The sequence below is a fragment of the Priestia megaterium genome (assembly GCF_041941685.1).
GTDB classification, from domain to species: Bacteria; Bacillota; Bacilli; order Bacillales; family Bacillaceae_H; genus Priestia; species Priestia megaterium_C.
Genome location: NZ_CP130958.1, coordinates 1,995,858 through 2,013,295 on the forward strand (window position 1 = coordinate 1,995,858; position 17,438 = coordinate 2,013,295).

General features: G+C 33.7%; 14 protein-coding genes and 2 pseudogenes. 9 read left to right on the top strand and 7 right to left on the bottom strand.

Features of this window, described 5'->3' with window-relative positions; genetic code table 11:
- Positions 1 to 7: 7 nt before the first annotated feature.
- From Q5794_RS10250 to Q5794_RS10260, 3 genes are all read left to right on the top strand, one after another.
- Positions 8 to 781, top strand: coding sequence for a TerC family protein (locus tag Q5794_RS10250; protein WP_374989066.1), 774 nt, complete (start codon positions 8 to 10; stop codon positions 779 to 781).
- 415 nt (positions 782 to 1,196) lie between these two features.
- On the top strand, positions 1,197 to 1,475 hold the full coding sequence (locus Q5794_RS10255) for a GtrA family protein (protein ID WP_374989211.1): 279 nt from the start codon (positions 1,197 to 1,199) through the stop codon (positions 1,473 to 1,475).
- A 603-nt stretch (positions 1,476 to 2,078) separates the two neighbouring features.
- The gene (locus tag Q5794_RS10260) at positions 2,079 to 3,260 is read left to right on the top strand and encodes an IS256-like element ISBame1 family transposase (RefSeq protein WP_374988656.1); all 1,182 of its coding nucleotides are present in this window, start codon (positions 2,079 to 2,081) and stop codon (positions 3,258 to 3,260) included.
- Between the two features lie 58 nt (positions 3,261 to 3,318).
- Here the strand turns inward: Q5794_RS10260 and Q5794_RS10265 are convergent.
- The 4 genes and pseudogenes from Q5794_RS10265 to Q5794_RS10280 all read right to left on the bottom strand — a co-directional run.
- Positions 3,319 to 4,242: pseudogene (locus Q5794_RS10265) on the bottom strand (glycosyltransferase family 2 protein); the annotation flags it as partial.
- Positions 4,243 to 4,254: 12 nt separating this feature from the next.
- Positions 4,255 to 5,946: pseudogene (locus Q5794_RS10270) on the bottom strand (DUF6044 family protein).
- A gap of 213 nt (positions 5,947 to 6,159) precedes the next feature.
- The gene (locus tag Q5794_RS10275) at positions 6,160 to 6,732 is read right to left on the bottom strand and encodes a hypothetical protein (RefSeq protein WP_214986890.1); all 573 of its coding nucleotides are present in this window, start codon (positions 6,730 to 6,732) and stop codon (positions 6,160 to 6,162) included.
- A 20-nt stretch (positions 6,733 to 6,752) separates the two neighbouring features.
- A complete protein-coding gene (locus tag Q5794_RS10280) occupies positions 6,753 to 7,319 on the bottom strand; it encodes a membrane-spanning protein (RefSeq protein WP_214986889.1) in 567 nt (188 codons plus the stop codon).
- Positions 7,320 to 8,665: 1,346 nt separating this feature from the next.
- Here Q5794_RS10280 and corA point away from each other — a divergent pair.
- Positions 8,666 to 9,625: a magnesium/cobalt transporter CorA gene (corA, locus tag Q5794_RS10285; protein ID WP_374989067.1), complete on the top strand. Its 960-nt coding sequence runs from the start codon at positions 8,666 to 8,668 to the stop codon at positions 9,623 to 9,625.
- A 221-nt stretch (positions 9,626 to 9,846) separates the two neighbouring features.
- On the opposite strand, the gene Q5794_RS10290 is transcribed toward corA, so the two are convergent.
- Complete coding sequence (locus Q5794_RS10290) at positions 9,847 to 10,047, bottom strand: hypothetical protein (protein WP_214986887.1); 201 nt, start codon at positions 10,045 to 10,047, stop codon at positions 9,847 to 9,849.
- A 745-nt stretch (positions 10,048 to 10,792) separates the two neighbouring features.
- Between Q5794_RS10290 and Q5794_RS10295 the strand changes: the two genes are divergently transcribed.
- The 3 genes from Q5794_RS10295 to Q5794_RS10305 all read left to right on the top strand — a co-directional run bounded on the left by Q5794_RS10295 (position 10,793) and on the right by Q5794_RS10305 (position 12,771).
- Positions 10,793 to 11,338 (top strand): DedA family protein, encoded by a 546-nt coding sequence (locus tag Q5794_RS10295; RefSeq protein WP_214986886.1) that lies wholly within the window; start codon positions 10,793 to 10,795, stop codon positions 11,336 to 11,338.
- Between the two features lie 492 nt (positions 11,339 to 11,830).
- Positions 11,831 to 11,965: a hypothetical protein gene (locus tag Q5794_RS10300; protein ID WP_285229687.1), complete on the top strand. Its 135-nt coding sequence runs from the start codon at positions 11,831 to 11,833 to the stop codon at positions 11,963 to 11,965.
- Between the two features lie 446 nt (positions 11,966 to 12,411).
- Entirely contained in the window at positions 12,412 to 12,771 is a 360-nt protein-coding gene (locus tag Q5794_RS10305; protein ID WP_214986885.1) for a hypothetical protein, read from the top strand.
- 381 nt (positions 12,772 to 13,152) lie between these two features.
- On the opposite strand, the gene Q5794_RS10310 is transcribed toward Q5794_RS10305, so the two are convergent.
- Complete coding sequence (locus Q5794_RS10310) at positions 13,153 to 13,824, bottom strand: NAD(P)H-dependent oxidoreductase (RefSeq protein WP_214986884.1); 672 nt, start codon at positions 13,822 to 13,824, stop codon at positions 13,153 to 13,155.
- Between the two features lie 388 nt (positions 13,825 to 14,212).
- Here Q5794_RS10310 and Q5794_RS10315 point away from each other — a divergent pair.
- Positions 14,213 to 15,369 (top strand): IS3 family transposase gene (locus Q5794_RS10315; protein WP_374989068.1). Its coding sequence is split into 2 segments (ribosomal slippage): positions 14,213 to 14,483 and positions 14,483 to 15,369, totalling 1,158 coding nucleotides; the frame shifts between segments, so codons are not numbered across the junction.
- 153 nt (positions 15,370 to 15,522) lie between these two features.
- Here the strand turns inward: Q5794_RS10315 and Q5794_RS10320 are convergent.
- The gene (locus tag Q5794_RS10320) at positions 15,523 to 16,434 is read right to left on the bottom strand and encodes a DMT family transporter (RefSeq protein WP_214987202.1); all 912 of its coding nucleotides are present in this window, start codon (positions 16,432 to 16,434) and stop codon (positions 15,523 to 15,525) included.
- 91 nt (positions 16,435 to 16,525) lie between these two features.
- Here Q5794_RS10320 and Q5794_RS10325 point away from each other — a divergent pair, with 91 nt between their 5' ends.
- Positions 16,526 to 17,410 carry a LysR family transcriptional regulator gene (locus tag Q5794_RS10325; protein WP_214987201.1) on the top strand — a complete coding sequence of 295 codons (885 nt, stop codon included), beginning with the start codon at positions 16,526 to 16,528 and terminating at the stop codon, positions 17,408 to 17,410.
- Positions 17,411 to 17,438 lie beyond the last annotated feature (28 nt).

A 17,438-nucleotide genomic window follows, 5' to 3' on the forward strand; every position in this document is an offset into this window, starting at 1 on the left:
AAGGTGGATGGAATCTATATGGCTCGAATACGCTTGGGCATTGTTAATTCTAATCGGCTTAGAAGGCTTATTATCAGCCGACAATGCTCTTGTACTAGCAGTTATAGCCAAACATTTACCCGACAATCAGAAAAAAAGAGCGATTAATTACGGAATTCTTATGGCCTTTATCTTTCGATTTGCAGCTCTTTTTGCCATTTCATTTATCGCACACGTCTGGTGGATACAGGCGGTAGGAGCAGCTTATCTTCTATATTTAGGCTTAAAGCATATCATTAAGGCTCGGTTTGGGAAAACCAATGAGAATATTCATAATGATGATGAAAAGAAGGCTGCTGCAAAAGGGTTCTGGCCTACAGTAGGAAAAATTGCGTTAGCTGATCTCGCATTTGCAATTGATTCGATTTTAGCTGCGGTCGCTCTAGCCCTTGGTCTTCCAGATTCACAGTTTGGTGAAATCGGTGGTATGGATGGAGGACAGTTTGCAGTTGTGGTTCTTGGAGGTATTGCAGGTCTTATTTTAATCAAGTTTGCAGCGACCTGGTTTGTGAAACTTCTTGAAAAGCGTCCTGCATTAGAAACTACGGCTTACGCCATTGTCGCCTGGGTAGGTGTCAAACTTGCTGTTATTACTCTTGCACATAAGGATATAGGTGTTCTAGACCCTCATTTTCCACATAGTACGATCTGGACACTAATCTTCTATGGAGTATTAGTTGGCATAGCTCTATTCGGTTGGTTTGCCCCAAGCAATAAGTCATTAAAGAAACCTTCAGCTTAGAACATAATTAAGAACAATGTACAGACATAGACCAGATTTCTATTAGGCATTATTATGTTTCATCATCTTATGAGAAGCATATATCATCAATTATCTTTTTTACACCAAAAAGAGCTAAAGTGTTAGCATTTAAAAGCATGTTCGCGCTCTATAAAAAAAGTGGATTTTTGTAGTTCATATGTGGCTATAGAGTGCGTTAACCTAAACAGGCTTAATGCACTTTTTTATTGGAATTATTGCACAAAAGAAGAAGGGTAATTAAATTCTATAAACTGAATTAAAGCTTTTTTTGGAGTTAGTATGCACTATAGAAATAAGTTAAGGTTAAAGTTCCATATAAATTTAAAGTAAGGGAGGTCTCTTTAATTTGAAAGTTGCCAATAAAGAAAGCATTCATTACTTAAAATTTTGTATCGTGGGGGGATTAAATACAGCTATTGATTTTTTCGTTTTTTCTTTCTTATCTTATTTAGGCGTATATTATATAATAGCTCAATGCATATCTTATGGGTGCGGTGTACTAAACAGTTATCTTCTAAATAGAACATGGACGTTTCAACAACAGGGGAAAAGAAAGAGGCATGAATTTCTCAAGTTTACTTTGCTGAATGCTTTTACTTTAATTGTTACATCTTTCTTATTAACTTTGTTTCACTTAAATTTAATATACCACTTCCTTACAGCAAGATTTTAGTAACGCTTGTAAGCGTTGGATTAAACTATATAGGTACTAGGTTTTGGGTTTTTAAACCATTAAAAAGATAAAATAAGTGATTAACGTAGTCTAAAGGAAAAAATGTAAGATACAGTAAAATAGCTATACTTTAATTTTTTATAAACAGATAGGAGCTTCATTGCATAACTAAACAAGCATATCTTTGTAGAAGTGCTTGTTTGTCTTAGATTAATACAAATTATTTAATAAGTGCTAAAACAAAACCTAGAATGAAACTAAAAATCCATGGTATCAAATTGTGACGTAAAAATAAAAAATATCATATTAGAGAGAAATTAACACAAAAAATAGTTATAAAAAAGAAAGAAGTGGAATGGGTATATATAATCTATACACTTTATTATAAAGAAGCTGATTTAGTTGAACTCTTCTTTATTTAATAAACTTTCTTCTGCGAACGTTGACACTCCTAATCTTTCTGTATATAAGTCAATATCAACCGCATAAGGAGGTCTCTTTGAGAGCGTAAAATATCTTGTGTAAATGAATAAATACAAAAAGGAAGACCTTTTCTTGTAGAATTAAGTCACCACAACCAATTCAAAGAAAGAAGGTCTTCCTATGAATCAGTTTACAACAGATCTTGTTCAAGCTCTAGTCCAAAAAGAAGATGTGACGGAAATTTTCCGTTCTCACTTAGAAAATGCGGTTAATACGCTCTTAGCGAGCGAATTGACAGCTTTTTTGGACTACGAAAAATATGACCGTATTGGATTTAATACCGGGAATTCACGAAATGGTTCGTACGAACGCACACTGCACACAGAGTTTGGAGAACTTCATCTCGTTATTCCTCGTGATCGGAATGGCGACTTTAAGCAACAGACGGTGGCTCCTTATAAAAGAGCCAATGATACGCTTGAAGCGTTTGTTATTCATATGTTCCAAAAGGGCGTAACGACTGCTGAAATTGCCCATTTGATGGAGCGCATGTATGGTCACCATTACACACCTCAAACCATTTCAAATATGACAAAGGTGATGTCTGAACAGGTAGAAGCATTCCGAGATCGAACGTTGTGTGCACGCTATGCGTGCGTTTATTTAGACGCTACATATATTGCTTTAAAACGGGATACAGTGTCTAAAGAAGCTGTCTATATTGCCGTTGGCATTCGCGAAGACGGTTCAAAAGAAGTGCTTGGCTATACAATCGCTCCTAACGAATCCGCCTTTGTCTGGAAAGAACTTTTAGAAGACATCAAATCTCGTGGCGTAGAGGAGATTCTGTTGTTTATTTCCGACGGGTTAAAAGGAATCTCAGACAGTGTTTTTTCTATCTATCCAGCTTCTTCTTATCAAACATGCTGCGTCCATCTTTCACGGACGATTGCTCATAAAGTTCGTGTATCCGATCGAGCTGAAATCTGTGAAGACTTTAAATCTGTGTACCGTGCAGAAAGCCTTGAAATGGGCCAACAGGCCCTGCATTCGTTTATTGAAAAGTGGAAATCTAAGTATCCAAAAGTGACAAAACCATTGCTCAATAACCCTTATTTGTTCACGTTTTATCACTTTCCTAAGTCTATTTGGCGCAGTATTTATTCGACCAATCTCATTGAATCTTTTAATAAACAAATCAAGAAATATAGTAAGCGTAAGGAACAATTCCCAAACGAAGAGTCACTTGAACGCTTCCTCGTTTCTCAATTTGACCAGTATAATCAGCGCTTTGCCACAAGATGTCACATTGGTTTTGATCAAGCTCGCGCAGAGCTACAAATGATGTTTAAAACAAACTAGTGAGTAACGTCTATAAGAAAAGGAAATTCGTATTTACACAAAATTATTGACGGTCCCGTCTCTTTTTTACTTCCATAAATATCTTTCCAATATATTCTCCTACTACTCCAATACTTATTAACTGTATAGCACCTAACAACCAAATAGAGATAATTAGAGAGGTCCAGCCTATACTCGTGTTACCTAATAACTTTTGAATAAACGCATAACAACCTGTCATCACACTTATAAAAAATAACACGCAACCTAAAAAAGTAAAGGCTCGGATTGGAACTACACTAAATGAGGTGAGGCCATTAAAGGCGAATGAAACCATCTTTTTCAAAGGATATTTGGTTTCCCCGGCTAGACGCTCTTTTCGATTATATGTCACTTTTGAGGATTTAAATCCAATCAAAGGAACAATTCCTCTTAAAAATAAATCTGCTTCTTTATAACGCGAAAGTTCTTCAATAGCTCGCTTGCTCATTAGACGATAATCTGCATGGTTATAAACAAGGTTAATATTTAATTTTTGCATAAAGCGATAAAAGCATAACGCGGTATTTCGTTTAAAAAAAGTGTCTGTTTCCCTGCTATCGCGTACACCATATACAATTTCATCCCCCTCATGATACTTTAAGAGGAAACTTCGAATAACAGAAACGTCATCTTGCAGGTCGGCATCAATCGAAATGACACAGTCCGATTTAGCTGTAGCTTTTTCGAGTCCGGCAAGAAGCGCCTTCTGATGTCCTCCTACATTGCATGATAGCTTTAGTCCTGTTACATAGCTATTAATTGTACTCTCCATCGCAATTAATGACCATGTACGATCTTTACTACCGTCATCTACAAATAATATCTTGCTATGAGCTGAAATTAACTCTTCTTTCCTCAAATCATCTAAAACAGAGGATAGTTGCGTAATAGTATCTTTTAATACTTCTTGTTCGTTATAACATGGAACCACTATGGTTACTAAGGGCAGCGTTGGCTTCAATTTTTATACCTCCTATATTACTTGATACAAGTAAATCTTCCATGCAGATTCTTTATGATTAAATTCCTTCAAGAGCGAAAGATTATTATCTTTCGCGTTCAAAATAGGGACCGATGAAAAGATATAACGACCACCCATTTCTTTAAATTGAGTGGTGTTTAACTGCAGATGACGTACTTCTTTTTTCTGATCTTTTCTGAACTCGTATGTTTTACCAAGTTCATCAACAAAGAGGTAACAACGGCTTCCCCATTCATCGTAATATTTTCTTAACTGCTTATTTTTGTCTAACTCTTTGGCTATTATCTTTCGAAATTTATACTTATATTCAAGGGGATATACATTGTTATAAGTATCTAGGGTATAAAACCCATTGTATTGTGAAATAGCTGGATGAATTCCAATACTTGCTACGCGATACGAACCCTGAGGATCCCCTATATATTCTTTTATATCGTTGAATTGTTCTGTAGCATAAAACTCCCTAAAAGAAGGAGAGTGAAAGTAATGGCCATAAAGAAGTTCTTCGTTAAACAGGAGAAGTGTTATGATTTGGCTTATAATTGCTAAAGTAGCTAGTTGCCTCCAAAACTTTCCTAATGACCATAGAACGTAACAGGCTAAGCTGAAACTAAGGTAAATAACAATAATTCGTAAGAAATGAAACCTCGCAAAGTTAAATGTATTTAAAAAGCTGATCTTTTCTTTGAGAGGGATCCATAAATTATTAAACCAAAAAGCGTACCATATCGATAAAGCAACATTTAAAAGAAATAAAAAAATAAATATTTTGTTATGTTTTATCTTCCTCTTAAAAGCTAATAAAATAAGGGTCAAAAATAATATTGGGAGAATAACATGCGTATGAACAGTCATAACATGTGTATGCCCTATAAGAAAGTTTTTAAGGGAAAGGCGCATAGAGTGCCAAAAATCATGTCGAGAAGATATAAATTCCATCCTATGATTTGGCTGTTCTGAGATAATCATTGAATAGACAAGGCGATACTCAATTAAAAGGTAAAGGGATGTCATAAAAATAAGGCTAAATAGAAATGGCCAATTCCACTTTCTCTTTCTAATTAAGTCATAAATCCATAAAAAAGAAATCGCTACTAAAAAGAAGAAAAAGCCAAGTACAAAGCTTGAGTAAAAGGGTAAAAGGAAAAGAACCACCCATTCCTTCCATGAAAAATCTCCCAAACGAATATTCAAAAATGCCCATAAAGCAAGAGGGTAGCCTAATGTACTTAACATGCCTGAAGGCCAAAATGGAGTAAGTGCAAATGCAAGTGAAACACCAATACGAACAAAGTGGGCATCTTCGTGTTTAATAAAGTGCTTCTTCAATAGTAAATACATTCCACAAAAAGCAACTAACCGAGTAATCGTTTGGCTTAAAGCGTAAGCAGTCATGGAAGGAAAGAGAGCATGAAGCCAAACAATTCCACTGAATGCCGTCCCGAACGCATCACGCGGTAATCCATTGATAACCTGAGGGATTATAGAGTGAAGGCCCCCAAGTATCTGACCACTTTCAGCTAGCACCTTATATCAGGCAATATTAGAATCTAAATTATCATGAACACGTATGTGAGCATTTTCTCCTAATACATACATAGGAAGAAAATAAAGAAAAAGTAGTACAAGTGCACTAATGATATAAATTTTCTCTTTTCTCTTTCCTGTTGTAGCAACTGACATCCATTACACATCCATTGAATTATTTTTAAAGCGTATTGATTCTTTTTGGCGATTCTACTCATCCAAAATATTTGTTTGTTAATATTCCCATCCTTATAACGAAAATGTATGTTAGAGAAAGATTTTGAAATCATCATGAGACCATACGAATAAAACTCCTTAATCCTTAAGGAGTTTTACCATATGCATAGAATATTTGACGTTTAGTTAACTTTAATTAGACCTTTTTATCTTTGTGTGCCATCCTGCCCCTGCTCCTATAAGAAGGCCTCCTAAAGTATCTGCAATTAAATCAATCATCGTATCTTTATTTCCACCGCCTTGTAAAGTCATTCCGAAAAGTTGATCTGAGCTAAATTCGTAAATTTCCCAAATGACGCCTCCAAGTGCAGCAAAAGAAAAGGTAAATAGAAAAACAAACCATGCTGATATATACTCTCCTGCACTTCGATATATTAGTCGTTCATATAAAGCAATTCCTGCAAAAGCAAGAATAGCTCCACTTATTAAGTGTAAAAATGTATCCCACCATCCTAATCCATACCAACCTAAAATTGAACCTAGGTACTGTGAACAAAATAAAAAAACTAAGTAGGAAATAATAATAGGCAAGTTAAACTTGAGCTTAGTAAAACAAGCTAATAAAAGTGGGATTAATCCGCATGCAAAACCACCTATCGAAACCAGGGTCTTAAAGGATTCATCACTCAAAGAGTAAAATACTGCTAAACATCCCATGAAAATGACGTAAATCAAACTAAATAATATAACCAACTTACGTTTCATTTCAACACCTCCTATATTATTTATAGTTTTTCTCTTCGTTTCATAGAATAAATAGCAGTTAAAAGACCTGATATCATACCTAGAATGATGTCATACATAGTATCTGTATTTCCTCCGGATTGCATAGTGTGAGTAAAAGTTAAATCACCCAAAAATTCGTAAACTTCCCATAAAACTGTAGCGTTTACTGAGATTGAAAGCACAAATAAAAAGATAATCCATTTGGAAATTCTAGCTTGTATCCGTGTAGCTATAAATAGCTTATAAAGAGAAATCCCTACGAATCCCATGAAGATTCCTTTGTAAAAGTGTAGAACAGCATCCCACCATTTAAAGCGATTATAAAAGTCTTCAATTGATCCTAAAAATAGTGAACTAAAAAGAAAAATATAATATCCAACTATAAGAGAAATTGGGAAAGGATTAACCTTCGTAAATAACAAAAAAATTGGTAATGCACTTACCAATACGCCTCCTAATGCTACCTGCCAACGAGAAGAATCTCCTTTGATTAGATAAAAAAAGAGTAAAAAAATCATAAATACAATAAAAGATATACTAAGAATTAAGATTATTTTTGATTTCAAATTTCCACCCCATTTGTCAAAAAGGTTCTTCTTCGAATAAAAACTATATAGCTAGCTCTTAAGCTACAAGGAATCCAGTTTTCTCTATATTTTTTGATAAATAATAAATGTATATACTCTTATTGAAAAAACTTTAAAAGTTGTACTGGAATGGATGGAGAACAAAAGAGCATTCTTTATGTCAAAAGAGAAAATAACAGCTTAAAAAGCAGAAAAGCTCCCTTCGATTGGAAGGGAGTTTTTCTGCTACATTTATTGTTTGGACGATGTTTTGTGACATCATGAGTAGTTTACTCAAAGGTTGCAGCAGCTATGCAACCTTTGCATAGCAAATTTGCAATATTTTTTTGCATAGATATTTGATATATTCCAAAAAACACCATTATGTTAACTAAAGATGTATATTATATTCAACTTAAAAGAGAAAGCTACTGAACAGGGATCAGTAGCTTTCTCATGAAGCATGTTGTGAACTCAAGAAGTAGTGAGGATTTCCAAATAGAAGCTTCACAGCGTCTTACGTAGTTTACTCAAATTCGCAAGAACTTATGAAGTGGAAAGAGAAAAACCTACGCAATTGTGCATGAAATGTCGGATAGATCTATTTAAATCATGCTATTCTGATGATAAGGGAAGGCATATAAAAAGGGGAAAAACCAAATAAGATCATGTTAATTCTTAGAGTTAACAGCTTTACCCTTTTCCAAACTATTTCGTTGGATATAGGCGCCATAATAGGCGTCCTTTTTTTGCACAAAAAAGGCAATTCACTACGTTTTCATGAATATAGATAAGAGAATAGTGAAGAAAGGTAAGGTGTGGATGATAAGAAAGTTATCTATTCCTATTTTAATTTTAGTGATACTATGGACAATTATTCTTTGCATAGAAAAACAAGTTATTGTGGCCTGTTTTTTATGGATGGTTTATATCCTCTTACAGTTTTTTTAAAGAGAATAATTTTTATCTTCTAAATAAAGATTTTTAGGAAAGTATATGAATGGTACATAAGAGGATTTCTAATAGACCTTTGAATTCTTTTAGCAATACTACAAACTTAATCTCCTTACATAAACAAAAGACACTGGCTCTTAATCAGTGTCTTTTGTTTACAATTTTATTTAATCCTCAATCATTTCTTAATACTGGATATCATCCTTAGTTTCCTCCTCCTTTATTTTATTATTTTTACAGATAAATATTTTGGAAAAAATAAAAATACAAGTGAAGAAAAGAAAAGAAAATATCAGAAAGATTTCATTACCTTGTTAGCAGTGGGATTAATCGTTTATTTTATGTAACATAATATACAGTATAGTCTCATTAATCACATGGAGGGTAGCAGCATGATTCGAACAATCGCTATTACACAAGACTTACACGTCAAAGAAGATGTACCCCTTAATCAATTATCTGACCCTTCAATTAAGTGGTTTTGGGTAGATCTTGCCTCTCCAGCTGAAGAGGAAGCAAAAGTGTTAGAGACATTTTTCCACTTTCACCCTTTAGCTATCGAAGATTGTCTTCACTTATTACAACGTCCTAAACTTGATTATTATGAGGGTTACAGCTTTTTAGTTCTTCATTATTTAAATAGCAACACGTTAGATGTTGAAGAAGTAGACTTATTTATTGGAGAAAATTATTTAGTGACCTTTCACTTTAAACCAGTACTCAGTATTGAAACAGTACGACAACGCCTTTTACAACATCCTAATGGATTTAATAAAGGAGTTTCCTATATTGCTTATGCGGTTCTAGACCAATTAGTGGATGATTACTTCCCGATTGTGTATGAAATTGAGGATAAATTAAATGAAATTGAAAGCAGAGATGCTAAAAAATCAATTGCTTTACTAATGAATGATGTTTTTGATATCCGGAGTGATTTATTAAAGCTCAGAAAAACCATTCTCCCTATGCGTGATTTGCTATATCGAATTATTAATTCTGAACGTTTATATATACCTGCGGAGCAGAAAGCCTATTTCAATGACATCTATGACCACTTGATAAAATTAACAAGCATGGTAGAAGCCAATCGAGATATGACATCAGATATGAGAGATAATTACCTTTCACTTAACGCCAATCGGATGAATTCCATTATGATGACATTAACAATTATCTCCTCTATTTTTATCCCTCTCACCTTTGTGGTAGGGTTATATGGGATGAACTTTGATCATATGCCTGAACTTCACTGGCACTACGGATATTATATTGTTTTAGGAATTATGACTCTAATGACAATCGGTATGATTCTATGGTTTAAACAAAAAGGCTGGTTTAATGTAAATAAGTAGGAAGGGCTAGAAGGAAGCCTTTCTAAAAATTTTTAAAAATAAAAAGCTGCCATCTACGATTTGCCACTGCTTTTTCATTATGCTAGTATGTACTCAATGGTTATCAATTTGCTTACTTTATGTATTGAGCTATAAAGTGAAACAAAAACCACATCTCTTGGAGATGTGGTTTTTGTCTTTATTCTTTTTATATAATACTCCCAGTTGTATCTTTCTCTTATTTAACTACTGAAGAAACTTCCACTCTTTCTTTTTCTTTTATAATGATGATGTCCATAACTTCCATGATGATCACGGCTTTTTCTATAATCATCGCTACTACTATAACTCTTAAAAGGTTTTGATCTTCCTCTTTTGTAATCACTGCTACTATAACGCTTATGTTTATTATTCATTAGTGAATCAAATAGTTTCTTGAACATGATTTAATCACTCCTCATAATCATTTTAAATCTATAAATAACAAAAAGCGCTTTTATCTTTTCAGTAGATAAAAGCGCTTGATGTATAAACACAGCCTTCACCTAACTAAAAACGTAGGCAAAGGTCTTGCTAACAATTAAGATTGCCAACAAAGCCGGAAACATCCTGTTTCGTAATGACGACTTTTGTTGTACAGCTACTCCCCTTTAGAGTATTATGTTTGTTCAATGGTAACGTAAATCGATTCTATAAGTCAATTGATAACTAATGGGTAATTACCTTGTTTTTACTGTTTATCTAAAAAGGTACAACTTTTTAGACTATGTCATAGTCCATGAATTAGGTTATAGAATCCGAAATCCACGCTAAAATTCAACTTCATAACATATAAAAGACGATATGGAGAATACGCGCGCAACTTGGTTAGATGAACTAGTTGTTGTAGATGAACACCTCGTCTTCAGCAGACAGACAACAGGTATACATGATATTTGAGAGAGCTTATTTGTGTATTTGAGCAAAAAAGATCTTGAGCATTCCTATAACTGTACATGGTTCAAGTTTTTGTGTACCTCCTTCTACGGCCTAAGAAGTAGCTAAAATTGCTTCTTAGGTGGCTGTTTGAACATTTAAGGCTTCTCTATAATTAATTAAATACATACAAAAATAGTTGGAGTGAAAAGTATGATGGAAACAATATAGAGCCTTGTAGAAGATTGGGGTATCTGTGGTGTGCTTCTTTCCATGTTTATTGAAGGGAGTGCATTTCCCTTTATTGGCACATTTTTTATTGTAACAGTAGGTTTTATTTTAGATTTGTCCTGGTTTGAAATTGGTGGAATTTCGCTATTAGGAAGCTTCCTATATGCTGTAGGTAGTTACATTCCTTATTTTATTAGATTTAAATTAGGAAATTCCTTGGAGAATAGGTTAAGTCCCGCGAAAAAAGCAGGACTGGAAAAAGTTAAAGCTAATTTTAGCAAATATGGTATCTGGAGTGTAGCAATTTCAAGCCCCCTTCATTTAGGGAATGTTGTTCCTTTCTTAGCGGGTATGTCAAATATGAATCTTCGCTTATATACGTTATTAACCATAATTGGAATTGCTCCGACAACCTTTCTGTTTTTGAGTATCGGTCATTTTTATAGTGGCGATCCTGAGCTCATAATTGAAACAATTGCAGGCTATCAATCGCCAATTCTTATTGGCTTTGTAATGATTACTGCTGGATATGTAGGCTGGAAAGTGCGTAGTCGCCGTCAAAAAAGAAAGATTCTAAAAGCGAGATGATTGGCTAGAGGAACGAAAGGTTCTCAATTATTTTCCCTTTCAGTTAAGTTATCTATTGAATGAAATACTGAATAAGGTAAAATTATAAAAAGTCTATAGAGGATTTTAGAATGTCCTAGAGTAAGATCTAACTTTTTATTAAGGTTCAAACTTTCTTTAAATATGAAAAACTTTAGCAAACAAATAGTATTATATTTTTATAAGGAATAGCATATGTATAAAACATGCGCTTTTTATACATTTTTTTCTCGTTCGTCTCCTACTAAAGCGTTAGTATGTCAAAGATGTATAAAAAGCTGCATGAACGAGAAAATATCCTCATCGAGAACCCTTACTGCCACAAGGGTTCTTTTGCTTTCTTGCTTCCTTGAAGAGTGATTATGTTAACAATAATGTAGTATACAATAGGTTTTTAAAGATATATTTGTATAAATAATGTAAATATGTAACTTTTATGGAACTCATTCGTATATATTATCAGGAGGGGATAATATGAATACATCGAGTATTAATTGGGCAGATATATCTTTCCAAATTTTTTGGTTAATTTTATTAGTTTCTATAGGCTTGTTTGTTTGGAAAGCTATTAATGTTAGAAAACAAAATAAGCGTTTTAATAAAAACTGATAAGATCTTTGTACATAGGAATGTGATTTTAAGAGAATGGTGGTACATATAGATGGCTTGTTGCAATCATTGTAAACAAAAATGGAATGCCAAGAGCATATGGTTACTGGGCTTTTCTAAAAACGGTAAGAAGTGTCCTAAATGTAATACAAGACAATTTGTTTCTTTTAAAGATGCTGGCCCTTTAATAGGAATAGGCTACTTAAGTGGAATAGTTGCTATACTCTTTGTTGTTTTTTTTCCGTTTCTTGTAAAACTAACAGATAAAGAAGAAATAACATGGTAGTAAAGTAAAAAAAATAAAAAATGTACCTTTAAGCCTTTAGAAATAAGTATCTAAAGGTTTTTTGTTATTGGTTTCCGATAAGGTACATTATGTTGATTAAAACAGGGGTTTCTTGTTATATAATTTTAGTTAAATTTTTATTAAAGGAGATACCTTAATCATGATGAGTATTGAAAATATAAGAGTTGCATTACATAGGTCTTGGTCACTTGAATCTAGCTCCAAGTGGACGAGAGAAAACCCGGCAAATGGACAATGCGGTGTAACTGCTTTAGTAGTAAATGATTTATTGGGGGGAGAAATAGTAAAAACTAATTGTATAGGTGGTTGGCATTTTTATAATAAACTCAAGGGTATACGGTATGACTTTACAGAAGAACAATTTCCCGAAGTAATTGAATATGATGATATTCTTTCTAGCCGAGAAGAAGCCTTTGCAGATACAAATTTACAACAATATAACGCATTGAGAAAAAAAGTATATCGAGAACTATCTTTCCTAAATGAAAATCTTTCATAAGTATAGAGGTTTAAGACTTATTATGATTTGTTTACAGTAAAGGTTCCTGTAACATGAATTATGTTAAGTAGAAGTGAACATGGTGTTCTCTAATATTTCATAGCTTATGAAACGTTTATGTTTAAAATTTGAAACATTTTGTTTCATGAATAAAAGAAAAAGCAGGCTTAAGCCTGCTCTTATAGCCTTTAAGGCATATATACAATATGGAACAATTTATTAAACACGATTTAGATGCGTATCTTTAAAATGCGTAGGATATTTTCGCTCTCCGTTCCATTTTTCATTTTATGGATATTTTTCAACTTATTTTAAAATGACATTAAAAGAGACATGCCTTCTGAACATGTCCCCTGATGTTGAGAAGTATCATCTACAGTTTTATCGCCACTCAACAATTTCATCAAGATTTTGTCTTGTTTTTGGACGTTTTGGATTCGCTTTCCGATATCCGAAAGCGACCATACAGGCTACACCGAAATCGTTGCCTTCAATGATACCCTCATTTTGCAAAATAGTGGTTACCTGCTTTTTATCAAAACCTTCTATTGGACAGGAATCAATACCGATCTGAGCTGCAGCTGTCATCATGTTTCCTAATGCTATATACGTTTGTTTGCTTGCCCATTCAAAAATGAGACGGTCATTATCTTCGAGTTCTGTCTCGACGAAGGATTTGTAGAAACCGGAAAGATTTTGTACAACTTCTTCAGGCATGTGATGAATGTCTTTCATCATTTTGATTACGTGAACGGAATCATGTCTTAAGCCTTCTTTTCCTCTGGCCAATATAGCTACAAAATGGCTGGCAGTAGGAAGTTGTCCTTGGGCACCGCCGGATACAGGTTTTAATTTTTCGCGAAGCGCTGCATCCTGGATCACTACAAACTTCCACGGCTCTAAACCAACTGAACTTGGAGACAATCTACCTGTCTCCAAAATAAAGCGAAAATCTTCATCCGAAATCTTTTTGTTGGTATCAAATTCCTTGCAAGCATGTCTGAACTGGTAAGCTTTTAAAATCTCCTGTTTTTTACTCTCTATTCCTATCATGTAGAATCATCCTTCCTTTTTAGTAATACTTTACCAAACCATATTTCTCCAAAAGCATTTTATTACCCTGCCAGTTAGTTCAATAATCTTTATTTCTTTATATGACCCGATTGTTGAAGAGAATAATCCGCATTTTTTAACAACTTTATTATTTTTCAAACGACTTTTTTGTCACTTACCATAAATAACGCCTTATAGTAAGGTGTTACTTATCTTTGTGCCTAGAATTCACATTATGGTAACTAACTTTGTATATGATATACAGCCTAAAAAGAGAAAAAACTACTGCTTGGAGGGACTGACCCCATAGAGTGAGACAAATAAAAAAACACCTTTAAGTAAAAAACGGGTATGTAGTACCTAACAATAACTTGGAGGTGTTTTTTCTATGGGAAGAAGAGTTAGCTATCCAGTAGAAGTGAAATTAAAAGCAATTGAAATGAGATTGGCAGGAGTACCAATTAGAGAAGTTATGGAAACTTTACAGATCCGCAACTATACACAGCTCAAAACATGGATGAGGTGGCATAGAAATGGAGAATCCTATCGCCTGGCACAGCCCGTTGGGCAAACATACACCCCTCGAAAAGGGGCTCATTCTCAAGATACTCCATCAAAGTTAGAAGCTGAAAATCGATATTTAAAACAACAGATTGAAGTCTTAAAAAAGTACAAAGAGTTGGAAAGGGAGTGGTACCAGAAGTTGTATTGAACTTAGTAGAAGAATTAAAAGAGAAACTGCCTATCTCTCAAATCTGTCAGTGTCTGAGTATTCCTCGATCAACTTATTATCGTTGGCGGAAAAATGAGCAAGGAGAAGAGACAAAGAGAAAGAAATGGATAGAAGGAAAAGTTGGTGAACAGTGCCGTAAACATAAATTTCGATATGGCTATCGAAAAATTACAGCGTTACTCAATCAAACCATGCATATCAACCATAAAACAGTGCAGCGTGTCATGCAGAAATACGGTTGGCAATGCCGAGTTAAAAGGAAGAAACGGAAACAAACAGGACAACCTTATCAGGTTGCAGAAAACGTGTTAAACCGTAATTTCCGAGCAGAGCGCCCTCTTCAAAAGCTGGTTACCGATATTACCTACTTGCCTTTTGGACCTAAACAGTTGTATCTTTCAAGTATTCAAGATTTATTTAATGGCGAAATCATTGCGTATTCAGTGAGTGATTGTCAAAACGTAGAGTTTGTTTTAGATACATTAAGTCAACTCCCTTCTTTACCTCAGGGATGTACGTTGCATAGCGACCAAGGTTCGGTTTACACATCATATGCGTATCAACGAAAAGTCAAAGAAAGAGGCATCATCATGAGTATGTCCCGCAAAGGGACACCTGCAGATAATGCCTCCATTGAATCGTTTCATTCCAGCCTAAAGTCTGAAACGTTTTACCTCGACGAGTTAACATGTACTACGACTGCCATCGTAGAACAAACTGTCGAAAGCTACATTACTTATTATAACCATATCCGTATTCAAACGAAACTAAACAACCAGTCACCGGTACAATACCGACAACTGGCTGTTTAAAAGATGTTTTGATCCCTGTCTCGAAATCAGGGGTCAGTCCCTGGAGTCAGTAGTTTTTTCTGCTAAAAGAATAGGGATCTTAAGATGCCTCGTGGCGTCTTGAGTAGTTTGCTCAAATAATTGAGTGTTATTCAAAATAGACACTTTACTTAATTAAGATTCAGTTTTCAACGGTTTTGTTTTCTTTATCTTTCTAGTATTTTTAAAATTGTAAGTATTCATAAAGATACCAGCGCATATTAAAAATGATCCAACAACAATACTAATTGTTATATTTTCCCCGAGTTGTAGCGATCCAAATATAATACCTAACAGGGGAACAAACATTAATGCCATTGAGGCTTTCGAAGCATTTATTTTTTTTAGTACCCAAAACCAAACTACAAAAGTAAAAGCTGTTGAAAACAAACCATTAAATAATAATGATAATAATGCTTTATTAGACCATTCGACTGGATAGTTTGGTTCTAATATTAAAGAGAGAACGAATAAAAATAATGCCCCTATAATAAGTTGCCAAGCATTCATATGAATAACGTCTATGTTTTTAAATCTAATTTTGCTAAAAACATTTGCTAATCCCCAACTAAGAGCTGACATTAAAATTAATAATTCACCGAATATCACTTTTGAATCAGGATTAGTAATTTCTAACCCTAAAATAAATAAAAGACCTAGTAGTCCAAATATCAATCCAACCATCTTATAAATATTGATTTTTTCATCTAATTTAAAGTGGCTAATAATTGTGACAAATATAGGCATTGTATAGACTAAAACAGACGTTTTCCCCGAGTCTACAAATTGCATACCATAAGTCAGGATTGCCATGTATCCTAAAGACATTAACAAACTCATTATCAAGTAGTTCTTAAAATTCCCTTTATCTATAAAGAGTCTTTTTCTTTGAATAATTAAAATGATAAACAAGGGAATTGCCCCTATTAATAAACGTAAAGATGAAAATAAAAATGGTGGGATATCGCTAATTGCTATTTTCATTGTAACCCATGTATATCCCCAAATAAGAGTAACAGAGATTATTCCCAAAAAAACTTTAAACATTATATGCTCTCCTTTCTTTTATATGTAATTACATAATATGGTACAATCAAATATAACTCTAATACATTATTTTTAATAAGGTGATAACTAAATGGTTATGAACATGAACAATCTAGAATTATTTATGAAAGTCGCAGAAAAAATGAGTGTTACAGAAGCTTCTAAAGAACTATTTATTTCACAACCAGCCGTAAGTAAAGCAGTAAAGAACTTAGAAACATACTTAAATATAAAGTTATTTATCAGGGATAAAAAAAATGGATTAATGCTTACTGAAGTAGGAAAAGAAATTTTGGTACTGGCTAGACAAATGAAAGGTATCGAGAACAGAATATATCAAGTCGCTAATCAAGAAAATAAACTTCTTAGTGGGAAAATTAAAGTGGGCTCGTTCCCTGCTGCATCTACAAATATCTTACCTAAGACTCTTGCGTTATTTAGGGCAAAATATCCACTTGTAAATATAGAATTAATTGAAGGGACTTCCAATCAAATAAAAAAATGGGTAGAAGATCGAACTGTTGATATGGGGATAGTTGCATCTCCTTTTGAACCATATGAATATAAAATACTAAACAAAGATTATATGGTGGCAATAATTCCAGATAATCATAACTTAAGTCAAGAAAAAATGGTTAATTTGAAAAAATATCAAGCTGATATCATCTTTTGTAAAGGAGGACACGAGATTGCTATTTCAAAAGTATTCCAAAACAATAATATTAAGCTTAAAGAAAGCTTAACGGTTCAAAGTGCTGAAACTTTAATCAGTATGGTTAAAAATGATTTAGGCATAGGGATTATTTCAAATTTCACACTCTCCTCTGTGTCTCATAATTTAATCATAAAAGAAATTAGTCCAAGAATAACTCGCCATATTGGTATAATTACACACTCTTTTAATGAAGTAACACCTGCAACCAAGGAGTTCATTAACATCATGGTCTCTTCCTATGATTCTCATTATGTTAACTAGATTCGTAGGGGATATACATATAAATCTT

What these genes read in the sequence shown, in the direction of transcription:
- Q5794_RS10250 (WP_374989066.1), top strand. Translation starts at nt 8, where the DNA reads ATGGAATCTATATGGCTCGAATACGCTTGGGCATTGTTAATTCTAATC.
- Q5794_RS10260 (WP_374988656.1), top strand. Translation starts at nt 2,079, where the DNA reads ATGAATCAGTTTACAACAGATCTTGTTCAAGCTCTAGTCCAAAAAGAA.
- Q5794_RS10275 (WP_214986890.1), bottom strand. Translation starts at nt 6,732, where the DNA reads ATGAAACGTAAGTTGGTTATATTATTTAGTTTGATTTACGTCATTTTC.
- corA (WP_374989067.1), top strand. Translation starts at nt 8,666, where the DNA reads ATGATTCGAACAATCGCTATTACACAAGACTTACACGTCAAAGAAGAT.
- Q5794_RS10290 (WP_214986887.1), bottom strand. Translation starts at nt 10,047, where the DNA reads ATGTTCAAGAAACTATTTGATTCACTAATGAATAATAAACATAAGCGT.
- Q5794_RS10295 (WP_214986886.1), top strand. Translation starts at nt 10,793, where the DNA reads ATGTTTATTGAAGGGAGTGCATTTCCCTTTATTGGCACATTTTTTATT.
- Q5794_RS10300 (WP_285229687.1), top strand. Translation starts at nt 11,831, where the DNA reads ATGAATACATCGAGTATTAATTGGGCAGATATATCTTTCCAAATTTTT.
- Q5794_RS10305 (WP_214986885.1), top strand. Translation starts at nt 12,412, where the DNA reads ATGATGAGTATTGAAAATATAAGAGTTGCATTACATAGGTCTTGGTCA.
- Q5794_RS10310 (WP_214986884.1), bottom strand. Translation starts at nt 13,824, where the DNA reads ATGATAGGAATAGAGAGTAAAAAACAGGAGATTTTAAAAGCTTACCAG.
- Q5794_RS10320 (WP_214987202.1), bottom strand. Translation starts at nt 16,434, where the DNA reads ATGTTTAAAGTTTTTTTGGGAATAATCTCTGTTACTCTTATTTGGGGA.
- Q5794_RS10325 (WP_214987201.1), top strand. Translation starts at nt 16,526, where the DNA reads ATGGTTATGAACATGAACAATCTAGAATTATTTATGAAAGTCGCAGAA.